The 23938-nt window shown below is 40.2% G+C and carries 19 protein-coding genes and 2 riboswitches; of the genes, 9 read left to right on the plus strand and 10 right to left on the minus strand.

The features are described from left to right. Positions 1–1263: a carbohydrate ABC transporter permease gene (locus H9648_RS16450; protein WP_191754897.1), complete on the minus strand. Its 1263-nt coding sequence runs from the start codon at positions 1261–1263 to the stop codon at positions 1–3. Between the two features lie 147 nt (positions 1264–1410). Then, positions 1411–2679 carry an extracellular solute-binding protein gene (locus tag H9648_RS16455; RefSeq protein WP_191754898.1) on the minus strand — a complete coding sequence of 423 codons (1269 nt, stop codon included), beginning with the start codon at positions 2677–2679 and terminating at the stop codon, positions 1411–1413. Between the two features lie 335 nt (positions 2680–3014). Here H9648_RS16455 and H9648_RS16460 point away from each other — a divergent pair, with 335 nt between their 5' ends. Further along, on the plus strand, positions 3015–4739 hold the full coding sequence (locus H9648_RS16460; protein WP_191754899.1) for a glycoside hydrolase family 13 protein: 1725 nt from the start codon (positions 3015–3017) through the stop codon (positions 4737–4739). Between the two features lie 115 nt (positions 4740–4854). Continuing rightward, positions 4855–6210: an MATE family efflux transporter gene (locus H9648_RS16465; RefSeq protein WP_191754900.1), complete on the plus strand. Its 1356-nt coding sequence runs from the start codon at positions 4855–4857 to the stop codon at positions 6208–6210. Positions 6211–6255: 45 nt separating this feature from the next. Here the strand turns inward: H9648_RS16465 and asnB are convergent, their stop codons facing one another. Then, positions 6256–8103 carry an asparagine synthase (glutamine-hydrolyzing) gene (asnB, locus tag H9648_RS16470; RefSeq protein WP_191754901.1) on the minus strand — a complete coding sequence of 616 codons (1848 nt, stop codon included), beginning with the start codon at positions 8101–8103 and terminating at the stop codon, positions 6256–6258. Between the two features lie 159 nt (positions 8104–8262). On the opposite strand from asnB, the gene H9648_RS16475 reads away from it, so the two are divergent. Next, positions 8263–9351 (plus strand): AI-2E family transporter, encoded by a 1089-nt coding sequence (locus tag H9648_RS16475; protein ID WP_191754902.1) that lies wholly within the window; start codon positions 8263–8265, stop codon positions 9349–9351. A 243-nt stretch (positions 9352–9594) separates the two neighbouring features. Here the strand turns inward: H9648_RS16475 and H9648_RS16480 are convergent, their stop codons facing one another. From H9648_RS16480 to H9648_RS16500, 5 genes are all read right to left on the minus strand, one after another. Continuing rightward, positions 9595–10131, minus strand: coding sequence for a 1,2-dihydroxy-3-keto-5-methylthiopentene dioxygenase (locus H9648_RS16480; RefSeq protein WP_144701207.1), 537 nt, complete (start codon positions 10129–10131; stop codon positions 9595–9597). Then, a complete protein-coding gene (locus H9648_RS16485) occupies positions 10109–10774 on the minus strand; it encodes a methylthioribulose 1-phosphate dehydratase (RefSeq protein ID WP_191754903.1) in 666 nt (221 codons plus the stop codon). The genes H9648_RS16480 and H9648_RS16485 overlap by 23 nt, the downstream gene beginning before the upstream one ends. Continuing rightward, positions 10771–11445: a 2-hydroxy-3-keto-5-methylthiopentenyl-1-phosphate phosphatase gene (locus H9648_RS16490; RefSeq protein ID WP_191754904.1), complete on the minus strand. Its 675-nt coding sequence runs from the start codon at positions 11443–11445 to the stop codon at positions 10771–10773. The genes H9648_RS16485 and H9648_RS16490 overlap by 4 nt, the downstream gene beginning before the upstream one ends. After that, positions 11442–12683: a 2,3-diketo-5-methylthiopentyl-1-phosphate enolase gene (locus H9648_RS16495; RefSeq protein WP_191754905.1), complete on the minus strand. Its 1242-nt coding sequence runs from the start codon at positions 12681–12683 to the stop codon at positions 11442–11444. Before H9648_RS16495 ends, H9648_RS16490 begins: the two co-directional genes overlap by 4 nt. Before the next feature lie 77 nt (positions 12684–12760). Further along, a riboswitch (SAM riboswitch) is annotated at positions 12761–12880 on the minus strand. Positions 12881–13150: 270 nt separating this feature from the next. Next, positions 13151–14317, minus strand: coding sequence for a pyridoxal phosphate-dependent aminotransferase (locus H9648_RS16500; RefSeq protein WP_191754906.1), 1167 nt, complete (start codon positions 14315–14317; stop codon positions 13151–13153). A gap of 21 nt (positions 14318–14338) precedes the next feature. On the opposite strand from H9648_RS16500, the gene H9648_RS16505 reads away from it, so the two are divergent. The 6 genes from H9648_RS16505 to H9648_RS16530 all read left to right on the plus strand — a co-directional run bounded on the left by H9648_RS16505 (position 14339) and on the right by H9648_RS16530 (position 21497). After that, the gene (locus tag H9648_RS16505; protein WP_404825762.1) at positions 14339–15208 is read left to right on the plus strand and encodes a carbon-nitrogen family hydrolase; all 870 of its coding nucleotides are present in this window, start codon (positions 14339–14341) and stop codon (positions 15206–15208) included. A 106-nt stretch (positions 15209–15314) separates the two neighbouring features. Further along, a riboswitch (SAM riboswitch) is annotated at positions 15315–15479 on the plus strand. A gap of 86 nt (positions 15480–15565) precedes the next feature. After that, the gene (gene mtnK, locus H9648_RS16510; RefSeq protein WP_191754908.1) at positions 15566–16783 is read left to right on the plus strand and encodes an S-methyl-5-thioribose kinase; all 1218 of its coding nucleotides are present in this window, start codon (positions 15566–15568) and stop codon (positions 16781–16783) included. A gap of 3 nt (positions 16784–16786) precedes the next feature. After that, a complete protein-coding gene (mtnA, locus tag H9648_RS16515; protein ID WP_225218950.1) occupies positions 16787–17854 on the plus strand; it encodes an S-methyl-5-thioribose-1-phosphate isomerase in 1068 nt (355 codons plus the stop codon). Beyond that, positions 17832–18977, plus strand: a complete 1146-nt coding sequence (locus H9648_RS16520) for a sugar ABC transporter substrate-binding protein (RefSeq protein WP_191754909.1) — start codon at positions 17832–17834, stop codon at positions 18975–18977. Before mtnA ends, H9648_RS16520 begins: the two co-directional genes overlap by 23 nt. Next, positions 18974–20479: a sugar ABC transporter ATP-binding protein gene (locus H9648_RS16525; protein WP_191754910.1), complete on the plus strand. Its 1506-nt coding sequence runs from the start codon at positions 18974–18976 to the stop codon at positions 20477–20479. The genes H9648_RS16520 and H9648_RS16525 overlap by 4 nt, the downstream gene beginning before the upstream one ends. Beyond that, complete coding sequence (locus H9648_RS16530) at positions 20460–21497, plus strand: ABC transporter permease (protein WP_144701226.1); 1038 nt, start codon at positions 20460–20462, stop codon at positions 21495–21497. Before H9648_RS16525 ends, H9648_RS16530 begins: the two co-directional genes overlap by 20 nt. A 22-nt stretch (positions 21498–21519) precedes the next feature. Here H9648_RS16530 and H9648_RS16535 read toward each other — a convergent pair whose 3' ends face one another. Further along, positions 21520–23298 carry a sensor domain-containing protein gene (locus H9648_RS16535; protein WP_191754911.1) on the minus strand — a complete coding sequence of 593 codons (1779 nt, stop codon included), beginning with the start codon at positions 23296–23298 and terminating at the stop codon, positions 21520–21522. A 153-nt stretch (positions 23299–23451) separates the two neighbouring features. Then, complete coding sequence (locus H9648_RS16540; RefSeq protein ID WP_066392958.1) at positions 23452–23808, minus strand: DUF1516 family protein; 357 nt, start codon at positions 23806–23808, stop codon at positions 23452–23454. Positions 23809–23938 lie beyond the last annotated feature (130 nt).

The raw sequence follows: 23938 nt of genomic DNA on the forward strand, positions 1-23938 counted from the left end.
TTAAATCATTCCTTCGTCCTTAAATGATTTCGTTTTTCTAAACTGCCACAATGCAAGTGACACGATGATCAACGATAATAATACAGTTACAGCTGCAGCCTTGCTGTATTGAGCTGAAGTCATCGTTAAGTTATAGATCCAAGAGATCAAGATGTCTGTCCCACCTGCATTTTGATCAGCTACTGCAGGTCCACCGTTATTAAATAGATAGATAACGTTGAAGTTATTAAAGTTGAACGTGTATTGCGTTATTAAAATTGGTGCTGTTGTAAATAAGACCATTGGAAGTGTGATTTTACGAAATTTATCCCAGTTCGATGCCCCATCCACAGTTGCAGCTTCATAAAGTTCCCCAGGAATCGACTGAAGTACACCCGTTGTCATCGCCATGATGAACGGGAAACCAAGCCATGATTGGATAAAGATTAAAGCCACTTTTGTATAGAAAGGATCAGTCATCCAAGGTATGGAATCGATTCCAAGAGGTGCTAAAATAGATTGATTGATCGCTCCGAATGTATCATTGAACAATCCTGAGAAAATTAAGATAGATACGAAAGCCGGTACAGCCCAAGGCAAAATCAATAGTGTACGAATAATCCCTTTAAACTTAATTTCTTTCTGGTTCAATACAACTGCTAAGAAAATACCGACAGAAACTTGAAGTGTAGTCGCTGTAAATGTCCAGATAATCGTCCATGCAAATACCGAGATAAACGTCTCACGCCAAATTTCTAGTGAGAAAATTTCAATAAAGTTTTTAAAACCAACCCAATCAACAAGTTTTGCTGGTGGTGAGTTGTATAAATTGTAGTTCGTAAATGCTAACAACAACATAAAGATGATTGGAAAAATAACAACGAAGATCAACAATAAAAATCCAGGTCCAACCATTAAATATGGAAACCCTTTGTCTACTACATTGTGATATTGCTCTTTTAGTGTGTTAAGTTTAACACCGTGATCCCGTTTTTTTCCGTTTTGGAAAGCATCGTAAATATTAAAGTAGTAAAATCCTAATCCAATGCCTACTACAAGTATAGAGATAACGCCGTTAACAAGTAAGAAGATGGAGTGATCTCTAGGCACTTCTGTTCCAAGTGTTACAATTCCCCAAAGTCCAATGTTTAGAAAATCAAGAAATGCTATAAAGTAACAAATTGCTAAAAACAAGAATGCGAAACCTTTAACAAATTGCTTGTTATAGAATTGTCCCATTCCTGGAATGATTGACAGCAAAGCTGCGGTCTTACGGTGTGTCATTACAGGTTTCCCCTTTCTATTCCCCACTTTTGTGTATTGTTCGAAAGATTTTAGGACCCATTTATAAGTGAAATCTTTCCAACACACACAATAGTTAGAGAAAGCAGTACCCGCGACGTCTGGGTACCGCTTTCCAGTTACTGCTTATTATTTTTTACCGTGGTTCGCTTCAATGTTTTGTCCGATCGTCTTAACTGCACTCTCTAGAGCCGCTTTTGGCTCAGACTTGCCAGTTGCAGATAATTGAAGTGCGTTTGCAGCTGGAGCCCAAACTTCTGCCATTTCAGGAATGTTAGGCATTGGAACTCCACGTTCTGATTGAACGGCTACAGCTTTAGCTGCTTCGTTGTCTGCGATGATTGGGTCCTCCATTAAAGATACGATTGGAGGGATCTCTGCTGTTTTCTCAAAACGAGTCTTAGCGTTTTCTTCGTTTGTGATGAACTCAACAAGCTTTGCAGCCCACTCTTGGTTAGGAGAGAATTGGCTTACGTTGTAACCTTTAACACCGATGAACGTTTTTACATCTTCACCGTTTGGAAGTTTAGGCATTGGTGAAACACCAATATCGATTCCAGCATCTTTATAGCCTTGGAAAGACCATGGTCCGTTCATTACAGAAGCAACTTTACCTTCTTGGAAAAGACCGTCGATCGTAGGGCCAGCTTTTTCACCGATGATTCCTTTAGGGAATAAGCCGTCTTTGTACCAGCTAGTGATATAATCTAATCCTTCAACAGCACCTTTATTTGAAAGACCAAGGTCTTTTGCATCTAAAGTTCCGTTGTCGTCTTTGAATACATAGCTTCCATATCCAGAAAGCACACCATTTGCAAAGTAGAAGTCAGTCCAGTTAGCTAAGAAGCCATACTGTGCTCCACCTTTGTCACCTTTAGAGAATGCAAGTACATCATCAAATGATTCAGGTGCTTCAGGCATTAATTTTTTGTTGTAGATGAAAACAGGTGTTTCAGTTGATTTTGGAAGTCCGTAAAGCTTTCCATCATATGTTAATGCGTTAATTGAAGATTCAGTGTAAAGCTTTGTTACATCATCAGATACTTTAATTGGTGCGATAAGACCTTCGATCGCTAATGGTCCAATACGGTCATGCGGAGTTGTAATAACATCCGGTCCTTTTTTAGCTGGTCCATCAAGACGAAGCTTCTCTTGTTGATCTAACATTGGGATTTCTTTCAGATCAACTTTGATGCCGTATTTCTCTTCGAACTTTTTGATTGCGTCTTCAGTTCCAGCACCTTTTTCTTGGTCTTCCCACATTACTAATTTTTCAGGCTTGTCTGCAGCCGAGTCTTTCTTACCACCTGTAGAAGAACTGTCTTCTTGCGGTCCGCAAGCAGCTAACGCACTTGCAGCTAGAGCAAAAGTTAAAGGCAAAGCTAATAACTTTTTCATCAATTGTACCCCCCATTATTGTTAAAAGATCAAAGCATACAAACGTTTGCACAGATTAGCAAAAAAAATGTTTTTCTATCTTCTTATAAAGTTTTTTGCTGTTTATGAAAACGATTGCATTACCTGCTCAATTTCATTATACCTATGCTTTGAATTTTTACAATACTTTTTTAATTATTTTTGGTTTCGCTTTCATTTCTCTTGATTTTGTTAGTGAAAGCGGTTTATACTTTCACCATTACAAGTTGAAGGCAATGTACGTTCCTTAGGGGTACAACCTAGTTTCTATAGGTTGTGCCCCTTTTTTATTGCCAAGACTGAGAGGAGATTAAAATATGTTAAAAGAAGCAATCTACCACAGAGCAGGCAACAACTTTGCTTATGCATATGACGAGACTACCCTTCACATCCGTCTTCGTACTAAAAAAGGTGATGTTGATTCTGTAACGTTAATTCACGGTGATCCTTATGACTGGACGAAGGATGGCTGGCAGACGTCTCGATCGCTCATGACACTTTCGGGTACAGACGAATATTTTGATTACTATTTCATTGCGATTCAACCCCCTTTTAGACGTTTGCGATATGGATTCGAACTAAAAAGCGGTGATGAAACGTTAGTGTTTACCGAAAAGGGCTTCTATAATGAAGCTCCATTCGATGACACGGCTTATTACTTCTGTTTTCCATTCTTAAATGGCATTGATGTATTTCGTGCTCCTTCTTGGGTGAAGGATACGGTTTGGTATCAAATCTTCCCTGAACGTTTTGCAAACGGAGATACGAGCAACGATCCTGAAGGTTCTCTTCCGTGGGCAAGCGACGAACCGAAATTCAACAATTTCTTTGGCGGAGATTTTCAAGGTGTGATCGATCATATCGATCACCTCATTAAACTTGGTGTGACAGGGATCTATTTCACACCCATCTTTAAAGCGAAATCTAATCATAAATACGATACGATCGATTATTTAGAGATCGATCCACAATTCGGTGATAAAGAAACGTTTAAGCAACTAGTGAAAGTATGTCATGAAAACGGTATTAAAGTTATGCTTGATGCCGTGTTTAATCATAGTGGATATTATTTTGAACCGTTTCAGGATGTGTTAAGTAATCAAGAGAATTCTTCTTATAAGAGCTGGTTTCATTTAAAAGAATTTCCAATTCAGACTGAACCACGCCCAAATTATGATACGTTTGCTTTTGAAAAATCAATGCCGAAACTAAACACTGAAAACCCTGAGGTTCGCGAATACTTACTCAAGGTTGCTCGTTATTGGGTGGAAGAATTTGATATTGATGGCTGGAGATTAGATGTTGCAAATGAAGTGGATCATTCATTTTGGAGAGAGTTCAGAACCGCTGTTAAGTCTGTCAAACCAGATGCATATATCTTAGGTGAGATCTGGCATGATTCAATGAACTGGCTCCAAGGAGACCAGTTCGACGCCGTTATGAACTATCCGTTCACAAATGCTGCTCTTGATTTTGTAGCAAAAGAAACGATCGATGCAAAAGTGTTTGCTGAAAAAATGACGGCTGTTCTTCATATGTACCCTGAAAACGTAAACGAAGCTGCGTTTAATCTTTTAGGCTCGCACGATACAAAACGTGTTCTAACGTTCTGTGATGAAAATAAGGATAAGATGAAGTTATTGTTCTTATTGATGTTAACCTTTAAAGGAACACCGTGTATCTATTATGGCGACGAGATCGGTATGACGGGTGGTAATGATCCGGGTTGCAGAAAATGTATGGAATGGGATGAAAGCAAACAAGATCTAGAACTGTTCAATCACATTCAAGCATTGCTTAGCCTTCGTCAAAATCACAAAGTATTAGCAAATGATGGAGAAATAAAGTTTATTAAGGCTGATGAGCAAACTTTAGTTTATGAGCGTTCATCAGAAGAAGAAAATGTTTGGATTCTTTTGAATGCTAGTGAACATAGCGCGGAAATTTCCATTGAGATCCCTGAAGACTACTCCCACATTTTAGGGTCATCCTTCTCAGGTTCTCTGCCTGGATATGGCTTTAGTATATATAGAAGAAAATAAACATGTTCCCCTTACTGTAAAAAGTGAGGGGATTTTATTTCAGTAAGTACTCATACCTGTTACAATAGGTAAATGTTAAAACCATACAATATAAACACGATGGAGAGGGATTCACATGAAAGGCAACAAAGCTGCTAAGCTTTCCCTTTTTGCCATAACGTGGCCAATTTTTATAGAGATAATGCTTCATATGTTGATGGGAAACGCGGATACTCTTATGCTCAGTCAATATTCCGATCATTCTGTAGCCGCTGTTGGTCTTACTAATCAACTTTTATCAATCGTAATCGTTATGTTTGGATTTGTTGCTACCGGGGCCAGTGTCGTTATTGCTCAGGCAATTGGTGCTAAGCTTGAACGAACGGCTGCTGAGGTAGCTGTCGTTGCAATCTTAGGGAACTTGCTTTTTGGGTTGCTATTAAGTGCTGCATTATTAATCTGGGGCGATGTGTTCTTAAAATGGATGAATACGCCACCAGAGTTGATGGCGGAAGCATCTAGCTATCTTATGATCGTAGGAGGATTTTCATTTATCCAATCGGTCATCATGACGATCGGAGCTGCTATTAGAAGCTACGGTTTTACGAAAGATGCTATGTACGTGACAATTGGAATGAACATCTTAAACGTATTTGGAAACTATTTATTCATCTTCGGAGCTTTCGGCTTTCCTGTACTAGGTGTTGAAGGAGTAGCGATATCAACGTCTGTTAGCCGTTTTTTAGGCTTAGTTGTGATTCTTTATATCTTGTTCAAGCGCTCTTCTATACCACTGCCGTTTGCGAGCTCGTTCAAACTATTTCCTCTTCATATTAAGAGTGTATTAAAAAACGGATTGCCATCAGCCGGAGAGCACCTTTCATATAGCGGATCTCAGATGCTGATCACGTTCTTCATTACGCTGCTTGGTACAACTGCACTAACGACTAAAGTGTATACCTTTAATATCATGATGTTTATATTTCTTTTCGCCGTAGCGATCGGTCAAGGTACACAGATATTAATCGGTCATTTAATAGGTGCAAAATCATACGACTCTGCTTATAAGATGTGTCTCAAAAGTCAGACGTATGCCATGATCATAAGTTTTCTAATGGCAGGTATAGCTTCATTATTCGCAAAGCCACTTCTGTCTATTTTTACAGATAATCCTGAGATTATTAAGGAGGGTACTATTCTTTTATACTTAACGCTCCTGCTCGAACCTGGCCGTTCTTTTAATCTTGTTATCATTTCTAGTTTGAGAGCTGCAGGTGATGTGAAATTCCCGGTCATTATGGGTGTCATCTCTATGTGGGGAGTAAGTGTCCCTCTTGCCTACTTGTTGGGAATTACCTTTGATCTAGGGTTAATAGGAATCTGGCTAGCTTTCACTGCAGATGAATGGCTCCGGGGGTTATTCATGCTATCGAGATGGCGTAATAGAAAGTGGCAAAAACAATTAGTCGTGGAACAAGAAGCAACTGCATAAACACAAAAAACCGGAGAACAGTACGTACTCCGGTTTTTTGTGTATTTAATCGATGATATTAATATTATAGTCTGTCAACCAGCTGTCGATCTGTGCAAGATGAGCCATTAATTGTGGTCCAGTCATAAGCTGACCGAACCACGGTTCTTTAAACGTTTCTCCATTCGTTTGAATGATGTCCTGAACGCGTTCTCGATTTAATACTTCAAACAATGGTGAATTCTTTTTTGTGACAATGCTTGTTAGCCAATCTTTTACGCCGTTTGTATAATCCGGATGGAACGTTTTCGGGTAAGGACTCTTTTTCCGATATAGAACATCATTCGGAAGAACACCAGTAAGTGCTTTTCTAAGTATTCCCTTCTCTCTTCCATCTAACATTTTCATGTCCCAAGGAATGTTCCATGCGTATTCTACAATTCTATGATCTGCAAAAGGCACCCTCACTTCTAATGAAGCTCCCATGCTCATACGGTCTTTGCGATCCAATAGAGTCGTCATAAACCAAATCATATTCAAATAGAAGATTTCTCGTCTTCTCGCTTCAATTTTAGATTCTCCCTCTAAGACAGGCGTTTCATTCACCGTCTCTTCGTAACGTTGCTGCACATACGAAGCTAAATTTAGTTTACTAGCCCACGAGTCTTGCAAAAGATTCTGACGAGCTTCTGTTGAACGCATCCATGGAAACATCGGACGGTTTAATAACTCTTCTTTATGAAACCAAGGATACCCTCCAAAGATTTCGTCTGCGCATTCACCTGATAGTGCAACGGTTGACTGCGGTTTGATCTGACGACAGAACCATAACAGAGAAGAATCAACATCAGCCATTCCTGGCAGGTCCCGAACAGTAACAGCTTCACGCAAATGATTGATTAATAGTTCATTATCGATCACGCAGCTATGATGAACAGATCCTGTAGCCTCAACCATCTGATTGATCCAATACGCATCAGAATTTGGCTGATAATCACTTGCTTTAAAATACTTGTCATTATCAACATAATCAATGCTGAACGTATGAAGGTCACCCTTGTTTTCTTCTTTAAAATATTTTGCTGCGATTGCTGTTATGGCACTTGAATCGAGGCCGCCAGAAAGAAACGTACATACGGGGACATCTGCAACCAGCTGTCGTGTTACTGCATCAGTCACAAGTTTCTTCACATTTTCAATCGTGTCTTCTAAAGAGTCTTGATGTGGTTTACTTTCTACGTTCCAATACCGCCAAATTTTCAGCCCATTTTTTGTATACGTCGCAGCATGAGCCGGACGAAGTTCTTTTATACCTTTATATACACCATTACCTGGGGTACGCGATGGTCCTAGACCAAACACTTCTTGCAATCCTTCACGATCTATTTCAGCCTTCACATCTGGATGAGCTAAAATGGATTTTATTTCAGAACCAAATAACAGCATACCGCCTTTTTCCGTATAAAAAAATGGCTTTACCCCTAGTCGATCTCGAGCTACAAACAAACTTTGCTTTTCTTCATCCCAAATGCCAAATGCAAATATTCCATTAAAACGATCAATACAACTTTCTCCCCATTCTATATAAGAAGTAAGCAACACTTCTGTATCAGAATGTCCCTCAAACGAATACCCTCTTTGTAAAAGTTCCTTACGTAAATCTTCTGTGTTGTACAGCTCTCCGTTATAGCAAAGTGTATACTGTAATTTGTTCTTTGTTCTTGTCATCGGCTGAACGCCGCCTTCAATATCTACAACCGCTAACCTTGCGTGACCAAAACCTGCATGCGTGGTACTCCATACATTGAGTGCGTCAGGTCCTCTTTTTGATAAAGGTGTGGCCATCTTAATCAATATATTTTTTTCATGTGTGAGGTTACGATTCCAATCTGCCCAACCCGTTATTCCGCACATTGGTTTCATCCTTTCTGTACAAACTCCATTTCTAGTACGTATGCCCATTACTCAGCATATGCTTTTATCCTTGTACGGGTGTTTTTTTAAAAATTTGTGTATGTTCTCATAAGTTGTATATAATGAATACATATTTCAGAAGATAAAGGTGATAATTACATGCCACAGTCGAAATTTTTTCGTATCGGTTACGGATTTCTCCTCATTTTTTTAATCATTTTAGTAGGAACAAAGATTGATTTTATTTTCAGGCCGATCGTCGTTCTTGTTCAAACGTTATTTTTCCCGTTTTTACTTGGCGGTGTTCTCTATTATCTGTTCCGGCCCGTCGTTCAGTTCTTGCATAAGCGAAATGTGCCGAAGGTTTTATCTATCCTTCTCATCTATCTGCTTGCGATCGGACTTTTCGTATTGCTGTTCTATTCTATTGGTCCGATACTACAAAGACAGGTAAGTAATTTGATCGAGAATACACCTGCTTTAATCGATGCTATTCGTTCAAAACTAAATGATTTACAGCAGAATGAATGGGTAAGCCGTTTCCAAGAAAGTGACCAGTTTGACGTGAAAGAAATCTCTGATAAAGTTTCTGCTTATTTGTCTACTAGTGTTCAAACAATTGGTACTAACATCGCAAACTTTATTGGAATCATCACAAACATTATTATGATTTTTGTTACCGTTCCTTTCATTCTTTATTACATGTTAAAAGAGGGTGAAAAAGCTCCACAGATGGTGCTTCAAACGCTTCCAGAAAGACAGCGTAATAATGGTACAAAAATTCTAAAAGACATGGACATCGCACTTAGTTCTTACATCCAAGGACAGATTCTTGTCAGTGTCTGTGTCGGTACAATGCTGTATATCGGTTATCTCGTAATCGGAATCGAGTACTCGCTGATCTTAGCTATCATCGCGATGTTCACAAATGTTATTCCGTTCCTCGGACCGATTATCGGAGTCGTTCCTGCACTGATCGTAGCAGTCGTTGACTCGCCGGCGATGGTCATCAAAGTACTAGTCGTTATGGTTATTGCTCAGCAGATCGAGGGTAATGTAATCTCTCCTCAAGTTATGGGCAAGAAGCTGGATATCCATCCGCTTACCATTATCTCAATCTTGCTTGTTGCAGGAAGCCTAGGTGGACTACTTGGATTGATTCTAGCCGTCCCAGTATATGCGGTGCTTAAGGTAATTGCCCTGCACACGTATCGCCTGATCAATCTAAGAAAATCAAAAGAGCTTTAAAATAATGAGGAATTGGAAAAAGCATCGGATATTAGAGTCCGATGCTTTTTTTGTATCGTATTTTCTGTATGGCGCTCGTATTTTCTGTATGGCGCTCGTATTTTCTGTATGGCGCTCGTATTTTCTGTATGGCGCTCGTCCATCGTGCTTGTCAGCCGCTGGACGAGCGCCTAAACCACCATTTACTCTTTCATTACAAAAGAAAACACACCATTTCATTTCAATGGTGTGCAAAAATTTTTATTATTGTGCTTCTTGCGGTTGTTTATCGTAGATCGGTACCCAGCCTTCTTTTGATTTGAATATGCGGACCGCTACTACTTTACGATCTTCTTGCAGCGTGAAATAGTGACGGAAATTTTCAGGAACGGAGATAAGGTCTCCTGGCTCAAGTTCAACATCGAAGAATCTTCCGTTGGGCCCTTCGATGGCAAAGATTCCATGTCCAGAAACGATAAAGCGTACTTCATCATCCGTGTGATGATGTTCCGCTAAGAAGTTTTTCAATAGCTCATCTAAGTTTGGTGTCGCATCAGAAAGGGAGATAACATCTTCTGTTACATACCCTCTGCGCTCAGAAATATCATCAATCTCACTGCGGAAGGTTTGAATCACTTCTGCTTTGTCCTCATCACTTAACGAAAAATTTTCACGAAGGTGGGATGGAAGTTTTTCAATGTCCCACTTTTCGTAAATAACTTCCTGTGAGTTTAAGTACGATTCTACCTCGCTTTGTTTTTCAATTCTTTCGTTGTTATCATGAAATCGTAGTTGTGCCATTTATAACGCCTCCAAATGATTGATTTTTATTTAAAACGTTTAAAGTTCGTAATTTGATGTGGTAAGAGAATAGAAACTCGAAAGCTTCTAGGTGTTTCTTTGCTTCAAAAGCATTTCTGCCCCATACGGTAATACCATGATTACGAATCAAAACAGCTTTTGTATCAGGTTTTATAACCGCACCCACTGCTTCTGACAGCTTGGAGAGATCACCATAATTTTCAACGATAGGAACCGTTATACTTCCTTCTTCTTCCCATATTCCAAAAGCCTTTATCAGTTCCTGACCTTGGAATGTAATCTCTCCAACATCACCGTACAACTCAGAGATTAAGTTGTTATCCACGGTGTGAACGTGTAAACAACAGCCGGCATCCGTTAATCGGTAGACTTCACAATGAATACCTGTTTCTGCTGAAGCTTTTAAGTGTGTTTCTTCTATCGGTTTTCCATATTGATCCACTAAAAGAAAATCTTCTGAAGTACGTTTTGTTTTATCTTTTCCACTTGCAGAAACATAAAAGGCGAGCGGGGAATCACTTACTTTAATAGATACGTTACCACTTGTACCAGGAAACCAATCCCGTGAAGCCAGCTCATCCTTTACATCAGCAAGCTCATTCCAACGCTGTTGTTTACTCAACTTTTTACAACTCTTTTCTCTAAAACATGAATGATGTCATGAAACGTCTCAAATGGTGTGTATGGTATTTGGTTTTCTTCACATTTTTTAATAAGGTAATCTCTTGCGAATACAACATCCGCCATTTTAGAAGCTTGTAGATCTGTAATTGAATCGCCGATTACAATCTTTTCTGCTCCCTGATATTTCTCTTCTAGGCGTCTGATAACAGAAGGTTTACAGCAACCACAATCATTGTCACACTGATTATCACACGCATTCGGCCAAGTGATCTTTATCGTATCACCGGTAAAGTCACTGGCGTTACAAAAAACGTTGGCTGCCTCTAGCTTGTTCTCTAAAACAGGGTGAACAAAAAAATCAATGCCTCCACTAACGATGTATAATGGAATTCTCTCACTTTGAGTAAATTGAATAAATTCCTGAAAGCCTTCTCTGATCTTAGAACGTGTTAGGACAAATTCAATGATCTCTTCCTTTTTATCCGAAGAAATTCTAGAAAACATCTTTCCTACACCTTCACGAATCGAGATCGTTTCATTCAAGATTTCATTAACGATCGGCTGCCAGCCCTCAGGTGAAAATTCTTCCATGATCGCGACGATGTTATCTTTTTCGGTAACAGTCCCATCAAAATCACAAAAGATTACCGATTGGTGTTGAGTTGTCATTTTACAGGAACACCGCCCCAAAGCTCTAATGCTTTTTGTAGTTCTGCATGTTTTTCAGCAAAGCTCTCAAAGTCTTCTCCTTTAACAACTGCGTCAATAGCTTGACGGAAAGCGCGCGCTCCACCAGCAGCTCCATCTGGATGACCATGTATGCCACCACCTGCGTTTATAACACTGTCTAATCCGAAGTCATTGTATAAAACCGGTGTTAAACCTGGATGGATACCAGCTGATGGGACAGGAAACGACTTGTTTAATGAGATACTATCAGTTGTTAAAGCATCCGCAATGCTTAACGTTTCTTTACGATCAAGTGCCACACTTCCATATGGTGATGGGAACAACACAAGATCGGCTCCTGCATAACGAAGCAGTTTGCCTAGTAACACGGAATAACCAATTCCGTAGAGAGACGATGATCCGATAGCTCCGGATAATGCAGGATGTGCCATGATTGGAAGCGGAACCTCTTTATCTTCTGCTAATTCTTGCAATACATCTGGTCCGTAGGATAAAACGTTGAACAATAATGCGTTAGCTCCTAATTCTGCTGCTCGCCTCGCTTTGTCTCGAAGTTCACTCGTTCTGCCTGTCAAGTTAACTGCGTAGAGCGTCTTTTCACCTGTTCGCTCGTGAACAGACTTTAATACTTCTTTAGCGATTTTCACTCTTTCTTCAAAAGGAGTAAGTGGATTCTCAAAAAGAATCTCATCATCTTTCACAAGATCTACCCCACCTAAAGCCTGCTCATATAATTGCTGCTTGAAAAATGACAGATCTTTTCCGAGTACCCCTTTAAAAATACTCATAACAAGTGGACGATTATGTACGTCTAAGATATCTCGGATTCCTGTTATCCCAAACTTCGGACCTGGAAATTGGTTTTCTAGCTCTCTATCAAACTCTAAATCTACGAGCTTGATCTCACCATCTAACGAAAGCTTACCGAATACCGTCGTTAGAATTGCTGGAATATCATTTGAAAAGTTTGCTGATGGATAGGAAATCTTAAGCAAGCCTCGTGTTCTTTTACTTCCTAAAAATTGATCAGCACGCGGATCTTCAGGAAGTTCAGTTACCTCTTCAACAATACCTTTATGTTTTTTTAGCTGTTCTTGCTCAAGCTGGGGAAGATCTGTCCAAGAACCTACTGTAAGTCCTAGTGCGATGCCTTCTGCTTTTTTGTGTAGATTCTCTTTTTTATCATGTACTAAGTACGTAGCTGTAATTTTACTCATGTTCGTCGTTCTCCTTTCAAAAACGCAAAAAACCCCTTCACGAGGAAGGGGTGTCTACATATTGACAGTTCCGCTTCCTCTTATCTCTCAGCCAAACGTTCGACTGCAAGAATTAGCACCGTTTTCAGTTAAGCTAAATTAACTGAATGGTTGCCGGGTTTCATCGGGCTAGTCCCTCCACCTGCTCTTAATAAGAGTGCAAATTGTTAGAATATAATTTTAATTGTGATTATGACAGGGTATGAAGGATCTGTCAACCCTATCTTCTTCCTTCAATGTATTGAAAGTGATTTGATTTCCGTTCCAGATGCTCGCTTTCCGGGGGGGCGTGCGGTGAGCCCCTTGCCGCTTGCGCCTTTAAGGGTCTCACCTGCCACACTCGTCCCCCAGGAGTCTCCCATCTTGCACTACAATCAAATGTCAGTGGAGGTAAACACCAGTTACCAATTAATTCTCAAAGGAGTGGTTTAAATTAATTTAGCAATTCGATCTGCAGCCTCAATCAAACGGTCTTCAGACGTTAAAAGACCGGCACGTACATATCGATCGCCTTCGCTTCCGAATCCGATTCCTGGTGCGACTACTACGTGTGCTTTCTCAAGCAAATAATCTGAGAACGTTTCGGAAGTATACCCTTCAGGTACAGGCAGCCAGCAGAAGAATGAACCTTTTGGCGATTCCACGTTCCATCCGTTTTCATTCAAACGTCCGATGAATGCATTTCGGCGTCGTTCATATGTATCTACCAGTTCATCCACACATCGTTGTGACCCGTTCAAAGCCTCAGCTGCTGCATGCTGGACCGCTCCAAACAAGCTTACATAAAAATGATCTTGAAGTAGATTGATGGATTCGATGACAGATTCGTTTCCAATAGCAAAACCAACGCGCCAGCCTGCCATGTTATAGGTTTTGGAAAGTGTATAGATCTCTATCCCTACTTCTTTTGCTCCTTCGATCTGTAGAAAACTAACCGGTTTTTGCCCATCGAATCCGACAGCTCCATATGCAAAATCATGACACACGAGTATATCATGTTTGTTAGCGAGTTCCACTGTCTCTTTAAAAAAAGATTCAGTGGCAACACCTGCAGTCGGGTTGTTCGGATAGTTTAAGAACATAAGCTTTGCTTTGTTCAATACTGTCTCAGGTAATTCATCATACTTCGGGAGAAAGTCATTTTCTTTTCTTAAAGGCATGGTCTCCATTGTAGCTCCAGCCATTGCTACACCTGACCAATAGTCGGGGTATCCTGGATCTGGAACGAGTGCGACATCTCCTGGGTTTAAATAACACTGTGATAACTCTACTAAACCTACTTTCCCACCAAAAAGTACGGCTACTTCTTTCTCAGGATCAAGTGTGACCCCATATTCTCGTTTATAAAAATCGGCAGCTGCCTGCTTTAAAAATCCATGACCGCGAAACGGTGAATACTTATGAAATTCAGGTCGATCTGCTCCCTCTTTTAATGCATCTACAATATGCTGTGGAGTGGGCTGATCAGGATTTCCTTGTCCTAGATTTATAACGTCATAGCCTTTTTCCACGTAGTAAGATACTTTTTTTACAAGTTTGGCGAAAAATTGCTCCGGCAGCTTCCCCATCACTTCTGCCTGCTCAAATCGTTTCACGACGATCACTTCCAGTCTAATTTGAATGTTCTTGAAATTCTAATCAGTTATGTTATACGCTTAAGGAAATTCTGTAAAGACTTTTTTTACAATCTGGAGGGTACAATCATGAAAATTGCCTGTATTCAAGTTGATATACATTATGGCGATCCTAAGAAAAATTATGAACACATAGAAAATAATATCCGAGAAGCGGTTCAACAGCACAAACCTGATACAATCGTTCTGCCAGAACTGTGGGATACAGGATATGATCTTTCTCGATTAGATGAGATTAGTGATCATGATGGTAAAAAAGCAAAGGAATGGTTAAGTCGATTATCTAAAGAGCTGGATATTAATATTGTCGGCGGATCTATCGCGTATCGTGAAAGTAACAATGTTTACAATACATCACTCACTTACAACCGAAATGGTGAACATGTTGGCACCTATTCAAAGGCTCACCTGATTACACTTATGGAAGAAGAAAAATATATCTCACCAGGAAGTAACAGTAATCTGTTTACAATCGACGGCAACCTCTCCACTCTTGCTATCTGTTACGACATCCGTTTTCCTGAATGGATTCGCGCACCTTTCTTAAACGGGGCTAAGATTTTATTCGTTCCTGCCGAATGGCCGATTCAAAGACAAGCCCATTGGAGGGCATTGCTTACTGCACGTGCTATAGAGAATCAGTGCTACGTTATTGCCTGTAACCGAGTAGGCAGCGACCCTAAAAATACCTTCGCAGGTCAATCTTTAATCATTGATCCGTGGGGAGATATTATCGCCGAAGGATCGGTGCACGATGAAGAGATCCTTACAGCAGAGATCTCTCCTGAATTGGTAGACGAAGTACGCATAAAGGTTCCTGTGTTTAACGATCGTCGAACAGACCTGTATTAATCTTAATTTTAAAATTTAGTGTTGACAGATCTTCATACAACGTTGTAGTATAACGATTATGAATTGCGTGAATATTGTTGCGCATTAAAAAACGAATAATTTTGGTCTCTTATCAAGAGCAGGTGGAGGGATATGGCCCGATGAAACCCAGCAACCGACCGTAATACCATTGTAAGATGGGGCGCCCGCATTCTATGGGGAGCCGCTGATTAAGTCAGCGTATGGCACGGTGCTAATTCCGGCAAAACATTTTGTTTTGCTAAGATAAGAGGCACGGGAAATCATCATTCCGAGCCTCTTTTCTTATACGAAAAGAGGCTCTTTTTATTTGTAAAAAACTTTCCGGGGGGAACAAAAATGAGCGTACAAGTAAGACCTACATATGAACCGTTAAATGAATTGACTGTCCTTGATGTGGTAAAACCTTTAGCATTTTTCGATGCATCCGAACAAAACCAGCTGCATGTTAGAGAGATTGGAGATGGCAACTTAAACCTTGTTTTTCATATAGAAAGCGCACTCTCCAAAAAAGCACTGATCGTCAAACAAGCACTTCCATACGCAAAAGTAGTTGGAGAAAGCTGGCCGCTCACACTAGATCGCGCACGAATTGAGAGCGATGCCTTACTAAAAGAAGCTGAGTCCGTTCCTCACTTGGTTCCGAGGGTTTTATTTTCAGATTCAACACTTGCTGTCACAGTTATGGAAGATTTGTCTGATCATGTCATCCTTCGAAAAGGACTTATTGATGGTCAAATTTATACACAGCTTGCTGATGACATTGGAACGTTTGCAGCTAAGACCGCTTTTTATTCTAGTGACTTTTACCTTCATCCGTTTGAGAAAAAAGACCAAGTTAAACGATTTTCAAACCCAGAGCTTTGCAAGATCACGGAAGACTTAGTATTCACAGATCCTTTTTTCAACAACGAAACGAACGACTTCCCTGATGAACTTCAAAGTGAAGTTGATGTAATTTGGAATGACAAAGAGCTTTTACAAGAGGTAGCTCAACTGCGACTATCATTCTTAACAAGAGCAGAAGTTCTTCTTCATGGAGATCTACATTCTGGAAGTATTTTTGTAAAGAGCGATTCTACTAAAGTGATCGATCCTGAGTTTGCATTCTATGGTCCAGCAGGATTTGATATCGCTCACTTCATAGCTAACCTTGCGCTTAATCACCTTTCTCAGAATGCACATACAAAAGAGCCATTTCATCGTGAAACATTACAAACCTACCTGTTACAAACGATTGAAAAGACTTGGGAGACATACACAGATACGTTCACACAGCTTTGGAACGAGAAAGCGACTGATCCTTTTGCCAAGATCGAAGGTGTTCTTGAAAATTTCTTAGAAAAAACGTTTCAAGAAGCGATTGGATTTGCGGGATGTGAAATCATTCGAAGAACGATCGGACTTGCACATGTAGCTGATCTAGACTCTATACCTCAAAAAGAAGTCGAGTTCTTTTATAAAAAAACAGCTCTAGAGCTAGGTGCAAAACTTATTAAGAATCAGAGAAAAATTACAAACATCACAGAACTTACTGACTGGATTAGAGGTGCTTAAATTATGACTGTGGCTGAAAAGTGGGTTCCTTCTGTTCGATACAGAGGTAACCATCTTCTTATATTAGATCAACAACAACTTCCCCATCACACGGTTTACTTAAACGTAACCACGATTGAACACGTATGGGACGCAATTTCCAAACTTAAAGTTCGAGGCGCTCCCGCGATTGGAATTGCTGCAGCATTCGGACTCGCACTATGGAGTAATTCTGAAAAAGAGCTTGATCATTCCTCGTTTTTAACGGGATTGCAAAAACAGAGAGATTACTTAGCCTCTTCCCGCCCTACCGCTGTAAATTTATTTTGGGCATTAGATCGTGTTGTTGCTTCTGCCGAACGATCAACTTCAGTAGAAGAGGCGAAAAATAGAATTGAAGCTGAAGCACTTCTGATTCAGGAAGAAGACGAGAATACATGCAGAAAGATCGGTGAGTACGCCTTATCACTACTTCAAGACGGAGATGCTGTTATGACGATCTGTAATGCTGGTGCCATCGCAACAAGCAAATATGGAACAGCTTTAGCTCCTTTTCATCTTGCAAAAGAGCAAGGCTGGAATCTTTCTGTATACGCGAACGAAACGCGTCCTGTATTACAAGGATCTCGTTTAACCGCATGGGAGCTGCAAGCAAACGATATTGATGTGACCTTGATCACAGATAATATGGCAGCCCACACGCTTAAAACAAAAAATATTAAAGCCGTTATCGTTGGATGTGACCGAGTGGCAGCGAATGGAGATACAGCAAACAAGATCGGAACTTTTGGGCTTGCGCTTCAAGCAAAAGCACTTAGTATTCCCTTTTATGTAGCATGTCCTCTATCTACATTGGATTTAAAAACAACAAGCGGTGAGGATATTCCGATCGAAGAACGTCCAGAAGAAGAAGTCACTCATCTAAACGGTGTTCGCATTGCACCGGCAGGAATAAAAGTATTCAACCCAGCTTTCGATGTCACTCCTGCTGAATACATTTCAGCGATCATTACAGAAAAAGGGATCGTGAGCGGCAATTATCGAGAAGCGCTAGCCACACTTAAGGAGGATGAAAATATTGAAACCTTATAAAGTCTTGGCAACCGCTTGCCTAACTACGGCCTTGTTCTTAACAGGATGCACCAATGAACAAGATGCTCTTTCCAAAAAGACAGAAGCCAAACCAGCTGCCGCAAATGAGTCACAATCAAAACAAAAAAATACCGCTTCAACATCCAGCAAAGTTCCAGAACAGCTTCAGAAGCCTTTAAAAATCGCTTCGATCAACCAGTTCTCTATTGGTACTTTTTCTTCTCAATATATTAGTGGTGTAAAGAAGCAAGTTGAAGAGTTCGGTGGTGAGGTACAGATTTATAACGCTGATAACGACCTTTCAAAAATGGCAGCATATGTAGAAACAGCCGTTAACCAGCAAGTTGATGGAATCTTAATCGATCATGGTCGTGCTGATGCAATTGCACCAAGTGTAAAAAAAGCAGTTGCAGCAGGAATTCCTGTTGTCGCATTTGATAGTGACATCAACATACCAGGTGTAACCGTTATCGACCAGGACGACTATAGCCTTTCTTGGAACGCTTTACGAAGCATGGCGCAAGACTTAAATGGAAAAGGTGAGATCGTATACGTTTGGGTAGGCGGTTTCACACCGATGGAACGAAGAAACGTTATGTATGAAGCTTTCAAGAAGCGTTATCCTTCGATAAAAGAGATCGCTCGTTTTGGAACTGCAACACAGAATACAGCGCTTGATACACAATCGCAAATGGAAGCACTGCTCCAAAAATATCCGAAAAAAGGTGACATTGATGCCGTATTCGCACCTTGGGACGAATTTGCTAAAGGCGTAACGCGTGCGATTCAACAAGCAGGACGTGATGAGATTAAAGTATATGGAATCGACTTGAGTGACGAAGATCTGCAACTGATGCAAGAAAGTGATAGTCCATGGGTCTCAACGGCTGCTACAGATCCTGCTGATGTAGGAAAATTACAAGTGCGCTTTCTCTACCAAAAAGTAGCCGGTGAAGAAACACCACAAATCTATAGTGTTCAACCTCACCTTGTAGAAAAAGAGGATCTGCCTAAGTCCAATGTATCTATGGATGAGATCGGGAAGTACGTAGAAGGCTGGGGCAAATCAGATGCCGGAACATCTCCTTGGATGGAAAACTTACGTAAGGATAACCAACAATGACGATACTCTCATTAACTTCTATACAAAAATCGTTTGGTGAACAGATTGTATTAAAAGGAGTGGACTTTACCGTAAATAGCGGTGAGGTCCATGCTCTTTTAGGAGCGAATGGCGCAGGTAAAAGTACACTCATGAAAATACTCTCAGGCGATTATGAGCGCGATGGCGGTATTATCACCCTGAATGAAAAAGAACTGACTATCAAAACACCGGCACATGCAAAAGCAGCTGGCATAGAAATGGTCGTTCAAGAAGTAGATACTGCCCTCGTCTCTTCTTTAAGTATTGCAGAGAACGTAACGATGAATACTTTTATCACGGGTCCTGCCTTCTTCTCCTGGAAAAAAAGATATAAAGTCGCTCAAGAGTTATTAAACAGAGTTGGCCTAACACTGGATCCTGCCATGCCCCTCTCTCAATGTTCTTTAGCTGAGAAACAGTTAGTACTCATCGCAAAAGCAATTTCTCGGAATATATCTTTTATTATTCTTGATGAACCTACAGCTGCACTTAGTACGAAAGAAGCTCAGCATCTGTTTTCTGTACTTCGTGAACTTCAGAAGCAAAATGTTGGCATTATCTATATTTCTCACCGGTTACCTGAGATCATGGAACTTTCGACAAAAGTAACCGTCTTAAAAGATGGGTATGTGACGCTTCAAAAAGAAACGTCTGCCTGCACTTCTGAAGAAATTGTTCGCTCGATGCTAGGCAATGAATTGGTTGAACTCTTAAACGATGAAGAAGATAGAATACTAGGCGATAACCTTTTAGAAGTCAAACAGTTCAGTGTTCCAGGTACAGGTGAAACTGTATCCCTATCTGTTCGAGAAGGAGAAATTGTAGGAGTTGCTGGATTAGTAGGTGCAGGAAAAACGGAAACGGCAAGAGCATTGTTTGGTGCAGATCCATCAAAAGACTCTATTTACATGAAAGGTAGAAAAATAAGAATATCGAACCCTCAAAAAGCCATTTCGGCTGGTATCGGCTTTGTTCCAGAAGAGAGACGCAAAGAAGGAATACTTGTCGATTACAATGTGGTTGAGAATTTAACCCTCCCTGTCTTAAAGCAGTTTACCAAGTTCGGGTTTATCCAAAGAAAACGCGAAAAAACGGAAGCTGAAAAATGGATCAAACAACTCGGTATCAAGACACAAAAATCTTCACTCTTGCTGAACCATTTAAGCGGGGGTAATCAGCAAAAAGCTTCGATCGGTAAATGGCTTCTTACGGACGGAGATGTATATATTTTCGATGAACCGACTAAAGGTATTGATGTTGGCGCTAAGCAAGATGTGTTTCAATGCATCAAGAACTTAGCTGACAACAAAAAAGGAGTTCTCTATTTTACGAGTGAGATACAAGAACTGCTCGCATTTTGTGACCGAATCCTCGTTATGTACGATGGAAAGATTGCAGGAGAATTAACTAAAAATGAAGCAACCACTGAAAAAATTATGCACTATGCAACTGGAGGTCATTATGGCACAGTACGTTCATAAAGAACACGTTGAGAACGACATAAACACTACTAAACTCTCACTTCAAGAAAAGATCTTTCCTTTTCTTTACCGATACGGCACCCTTCTTGTCATATTATTAACCGTTATCGGATTTAGTCTAGCAAACGATAAGTTCTTAAGTTATCAAAACTTTACAGATATCTTACGTTCCGTTTCTATTATTACATTGCTCGCAATCGGTGTAACCATATCTTTAATCGTTGGAGGCTTTGACCTTTCTGTTGGATCGACGGCGAGCCTTGCGACAGTTACCAGCGCTGCAGCACTCGTTCTGTATCGTCAAGAAACGATCATCGCCATTCTTATTCCAATAGCAATCGGTCTATTAGTAGGGCTGTTAAACTCGTTCTTCGTTGTAAAAGTGAGGCTTCCAGATCTACTCGCAACATTAGCCGTTATGTATATTATTAATGGATTACATCTTACGTTTACAAAAGGATTTTCAATCTACAACAACATGCCTTTATCAGAAGGTGGAACAGCTCCTGGTGTTTTCCTTCCCTCTTTCTTATTTATTGGTCAAGGTGAGATATGGTCTGTTCCGGTTCCTGTCATCATCATGCTGATCGCAGTTATTGTTGTCCATGTCATTCTACAGCAGACTCGTTTCGGCAGATTATTGTATATTACAGGTGGAAATGAAGAAGCTGCTCGTCTATCTGGTGTCCCTGTTCAGCGTTACAAGATGTATGCTTATCTTTTATCTGCATTCTTTGCCACTCTTGCTGGTATATTATTAGCGGCACGAATCGGAACCGGCCAAGTTTCCGCGGGTGCTCCTCTATTAATGGACGGTGTTGCAGCAGCTTTTATTGGCTTTTCAGTGTTTGGCGCAGGTAAACCAAATGTGATCGGTACATTTGTTGGTGCCGTTTTGATCGGTATACTTCTCAATGGGTTAACGATGCTAAACGTTCCATACTACGCACAAGATATCGTAAAAGGTTCGATTCTGATCGGTGCCCTTGCGTTTATGTATTATGAAAAGAAAAAATAGAACGAACAAAACAGCACACTCTTTACAGAGTTGTGCTGTTTTTTGGTAATAGGAAAGTCCTTAAGAACTCACTCGCTTCACAAGCCGGCATAGGCTTACTGATTATGTATCCTTGAGCTGTGTGACAGCCATACTCTTGAAGTAATTTCATCTGTTCATGTGTTTCTACACCTTCTGCCACTGTTGACAGAGAAAGTCCTTCACACATCATGATGATCGCTTTAATGATCGCCGCATCACTCGTATTAAAAAAGTCATCGCTAAGATGTCGGATAAAGCTTTGATCGATCTTTAAATAATCGACCGGAAAATCTTTTAAATAACTCAGAGAACTGTAACCCGTACCAAAATCGTCGATCGATAGACGTACACCTAGCTCTCTTAATTCTTCCATGATGCTGATGCTGTATTGAACATTTTGTATCATCGTACTCTCTGTTAATTCTAGGTGCAGATATTCAGCGGATATTCCTGCCGTTTCTATCGCTTCTTTTACTTCATATACAAATGACAACCTTTGAAACTGTCTGCCTGAAACATTTACAGAGATAGAAAGATGAGGTGCACCATCATCATGCCATCTTTTTAGCTGCTTACAGGACTCGAATAGAACAAACCGACCGATCTCATCAATAAGGCCGATCTCTTCAGCTAAAGGTATGAACTGCATCGGAGATACTAGGCCCAAGTCAGGATGGTTCCATCTTACAAGCGCCTCAAATCCAAGAATTCTTTCCGTTTTCAAACAAAACTGAGGTTGAAAATAAGGTTCTAATTCACCTTTTTGAACAGCTTTACGTAGAAAGCCTTCTAGCTTTAGCCTTTCAAGTGTGAATGCGTTCATATCACCCGTAAAGAATTCACGTTTTCCTCTGCCCTTTTCTTTGGCTTTATGCAGAGCTGTGTCCGCATTCTTGATGAGAACATCGGCACTCGTGCTATCATTTGGATAGATGCTGACCCCAATCGACGTACTAACCGTATACTCTTGTCCATCTAGATAGATCGGCAATTGAAGTGCTTCTTCTATCCGATCTGCTGTATCGATCACGTCAGACGGCTTTTCAATCGTTAAGATTAACGTAAATAAGTCCCCAGCGAACCGGCAGAGCAAATCTTGACTATGGATTACTTGTCTAAGCTGATTGCTTACATGCCTTAACACTACGTCTCCGATATGGTGACCTAAACTCTCATTTATGATCTTAAAATGATCGATATCCACAAACATTACAGCTAATAAGTGGTTCGCAGGATCACTTTCAGAAACGAGTTCTCTTAATCTTTTTTCAAATAAACTTCGATTTGGCAAACCTGTTAGCGAATCGTGAAATGCAAGTTGTTCGATCTCTTCTTCTGCTTTTTGCTGCCAAGTAATGTTCTTTCCGATCCCATATACACCAACTACTTGATCGTTTACGACGATGGGAATGTTCGTGATGCTGCTTAAAATGTACCCGCCATCTTTTTTCTTAATATTTGCAACAAAATTTTGCGGTTTATCATGTACGGCGAGCCTGAAGTGTTCAACGACCCTTTTGTGATCTTCATCGCACACAAATTGCAGTGCGTGGGTTGAGAGCAATTCTTCTTCTGAATACTCTAAAGACTGAACGAGTGCATGGTTCACACTCGTTATATAACCTTGTAGATCCATAGAATAGATCATATCTGGATTATGATCGAACAACGACTTATAGCGCTGTTCAGATTCAATTAAGTTATCATTAAGCTCTTCCATCTCTTTCGTATTCATCTTGATTAAATGAGATAGCGCTAAATATTCATCCATCTCTTTCATTCTTACACCTCATCTGTCCAATGAACCTCATTTATATAGTGATACGTTTCTATCATTTATATCGGTGTACAGAGGGCATTGTTAACAAAACAATAGATGGATATTTTATCCAAATAAAAAAAGCCGCCCTGTAAAGAGCGACTTTTAAAAGTATTAACCAAGAACAGAATAACCGTAGAATAACACAAGTAATAAAGTGATCCAGAAAAACACCCAATTAAGCAGGCGGCTCTCACCACGTTTTCTTTGTACAAGAATGATTTCCATCAATCCGATGAGGACAACTCCTAAAGTTCCCTTGATGATAATCGGTCCTTGATTAACGATACCAGGGTCGGTTAAATAACCAGCAAGCATGTGGCCACCTGTTGCAAGGATCGCTAAGTACAGAACGCGCAGAATCATATGCAAAATTTTTGATTTTTTTCCGGCATTTTTTTTGTATAGCATATACGTTACAAAAAACAAAATTAACGCTAGAAACCATGATGTTACGTGAGCATGAATCATAAATATATCCTCCTATGTATAATTCTCCATATAACTATACCATGAACTGCTATAAACTAGGCAATCAAATGAGTTCCCTCTGTAAAGTAAGCACTTTCATTGCTATAATAGCAATGTGAGAAATCTTGCA

This window comes from Fictibacillus norfolkensis, assembly GCF_014836645.1.
Lineage (GTDB): Bacteria > Bacillota > Bacilli > Bacillales > Fictibacillaceae > Fictibacillus > Fictibacillus norfolkensis.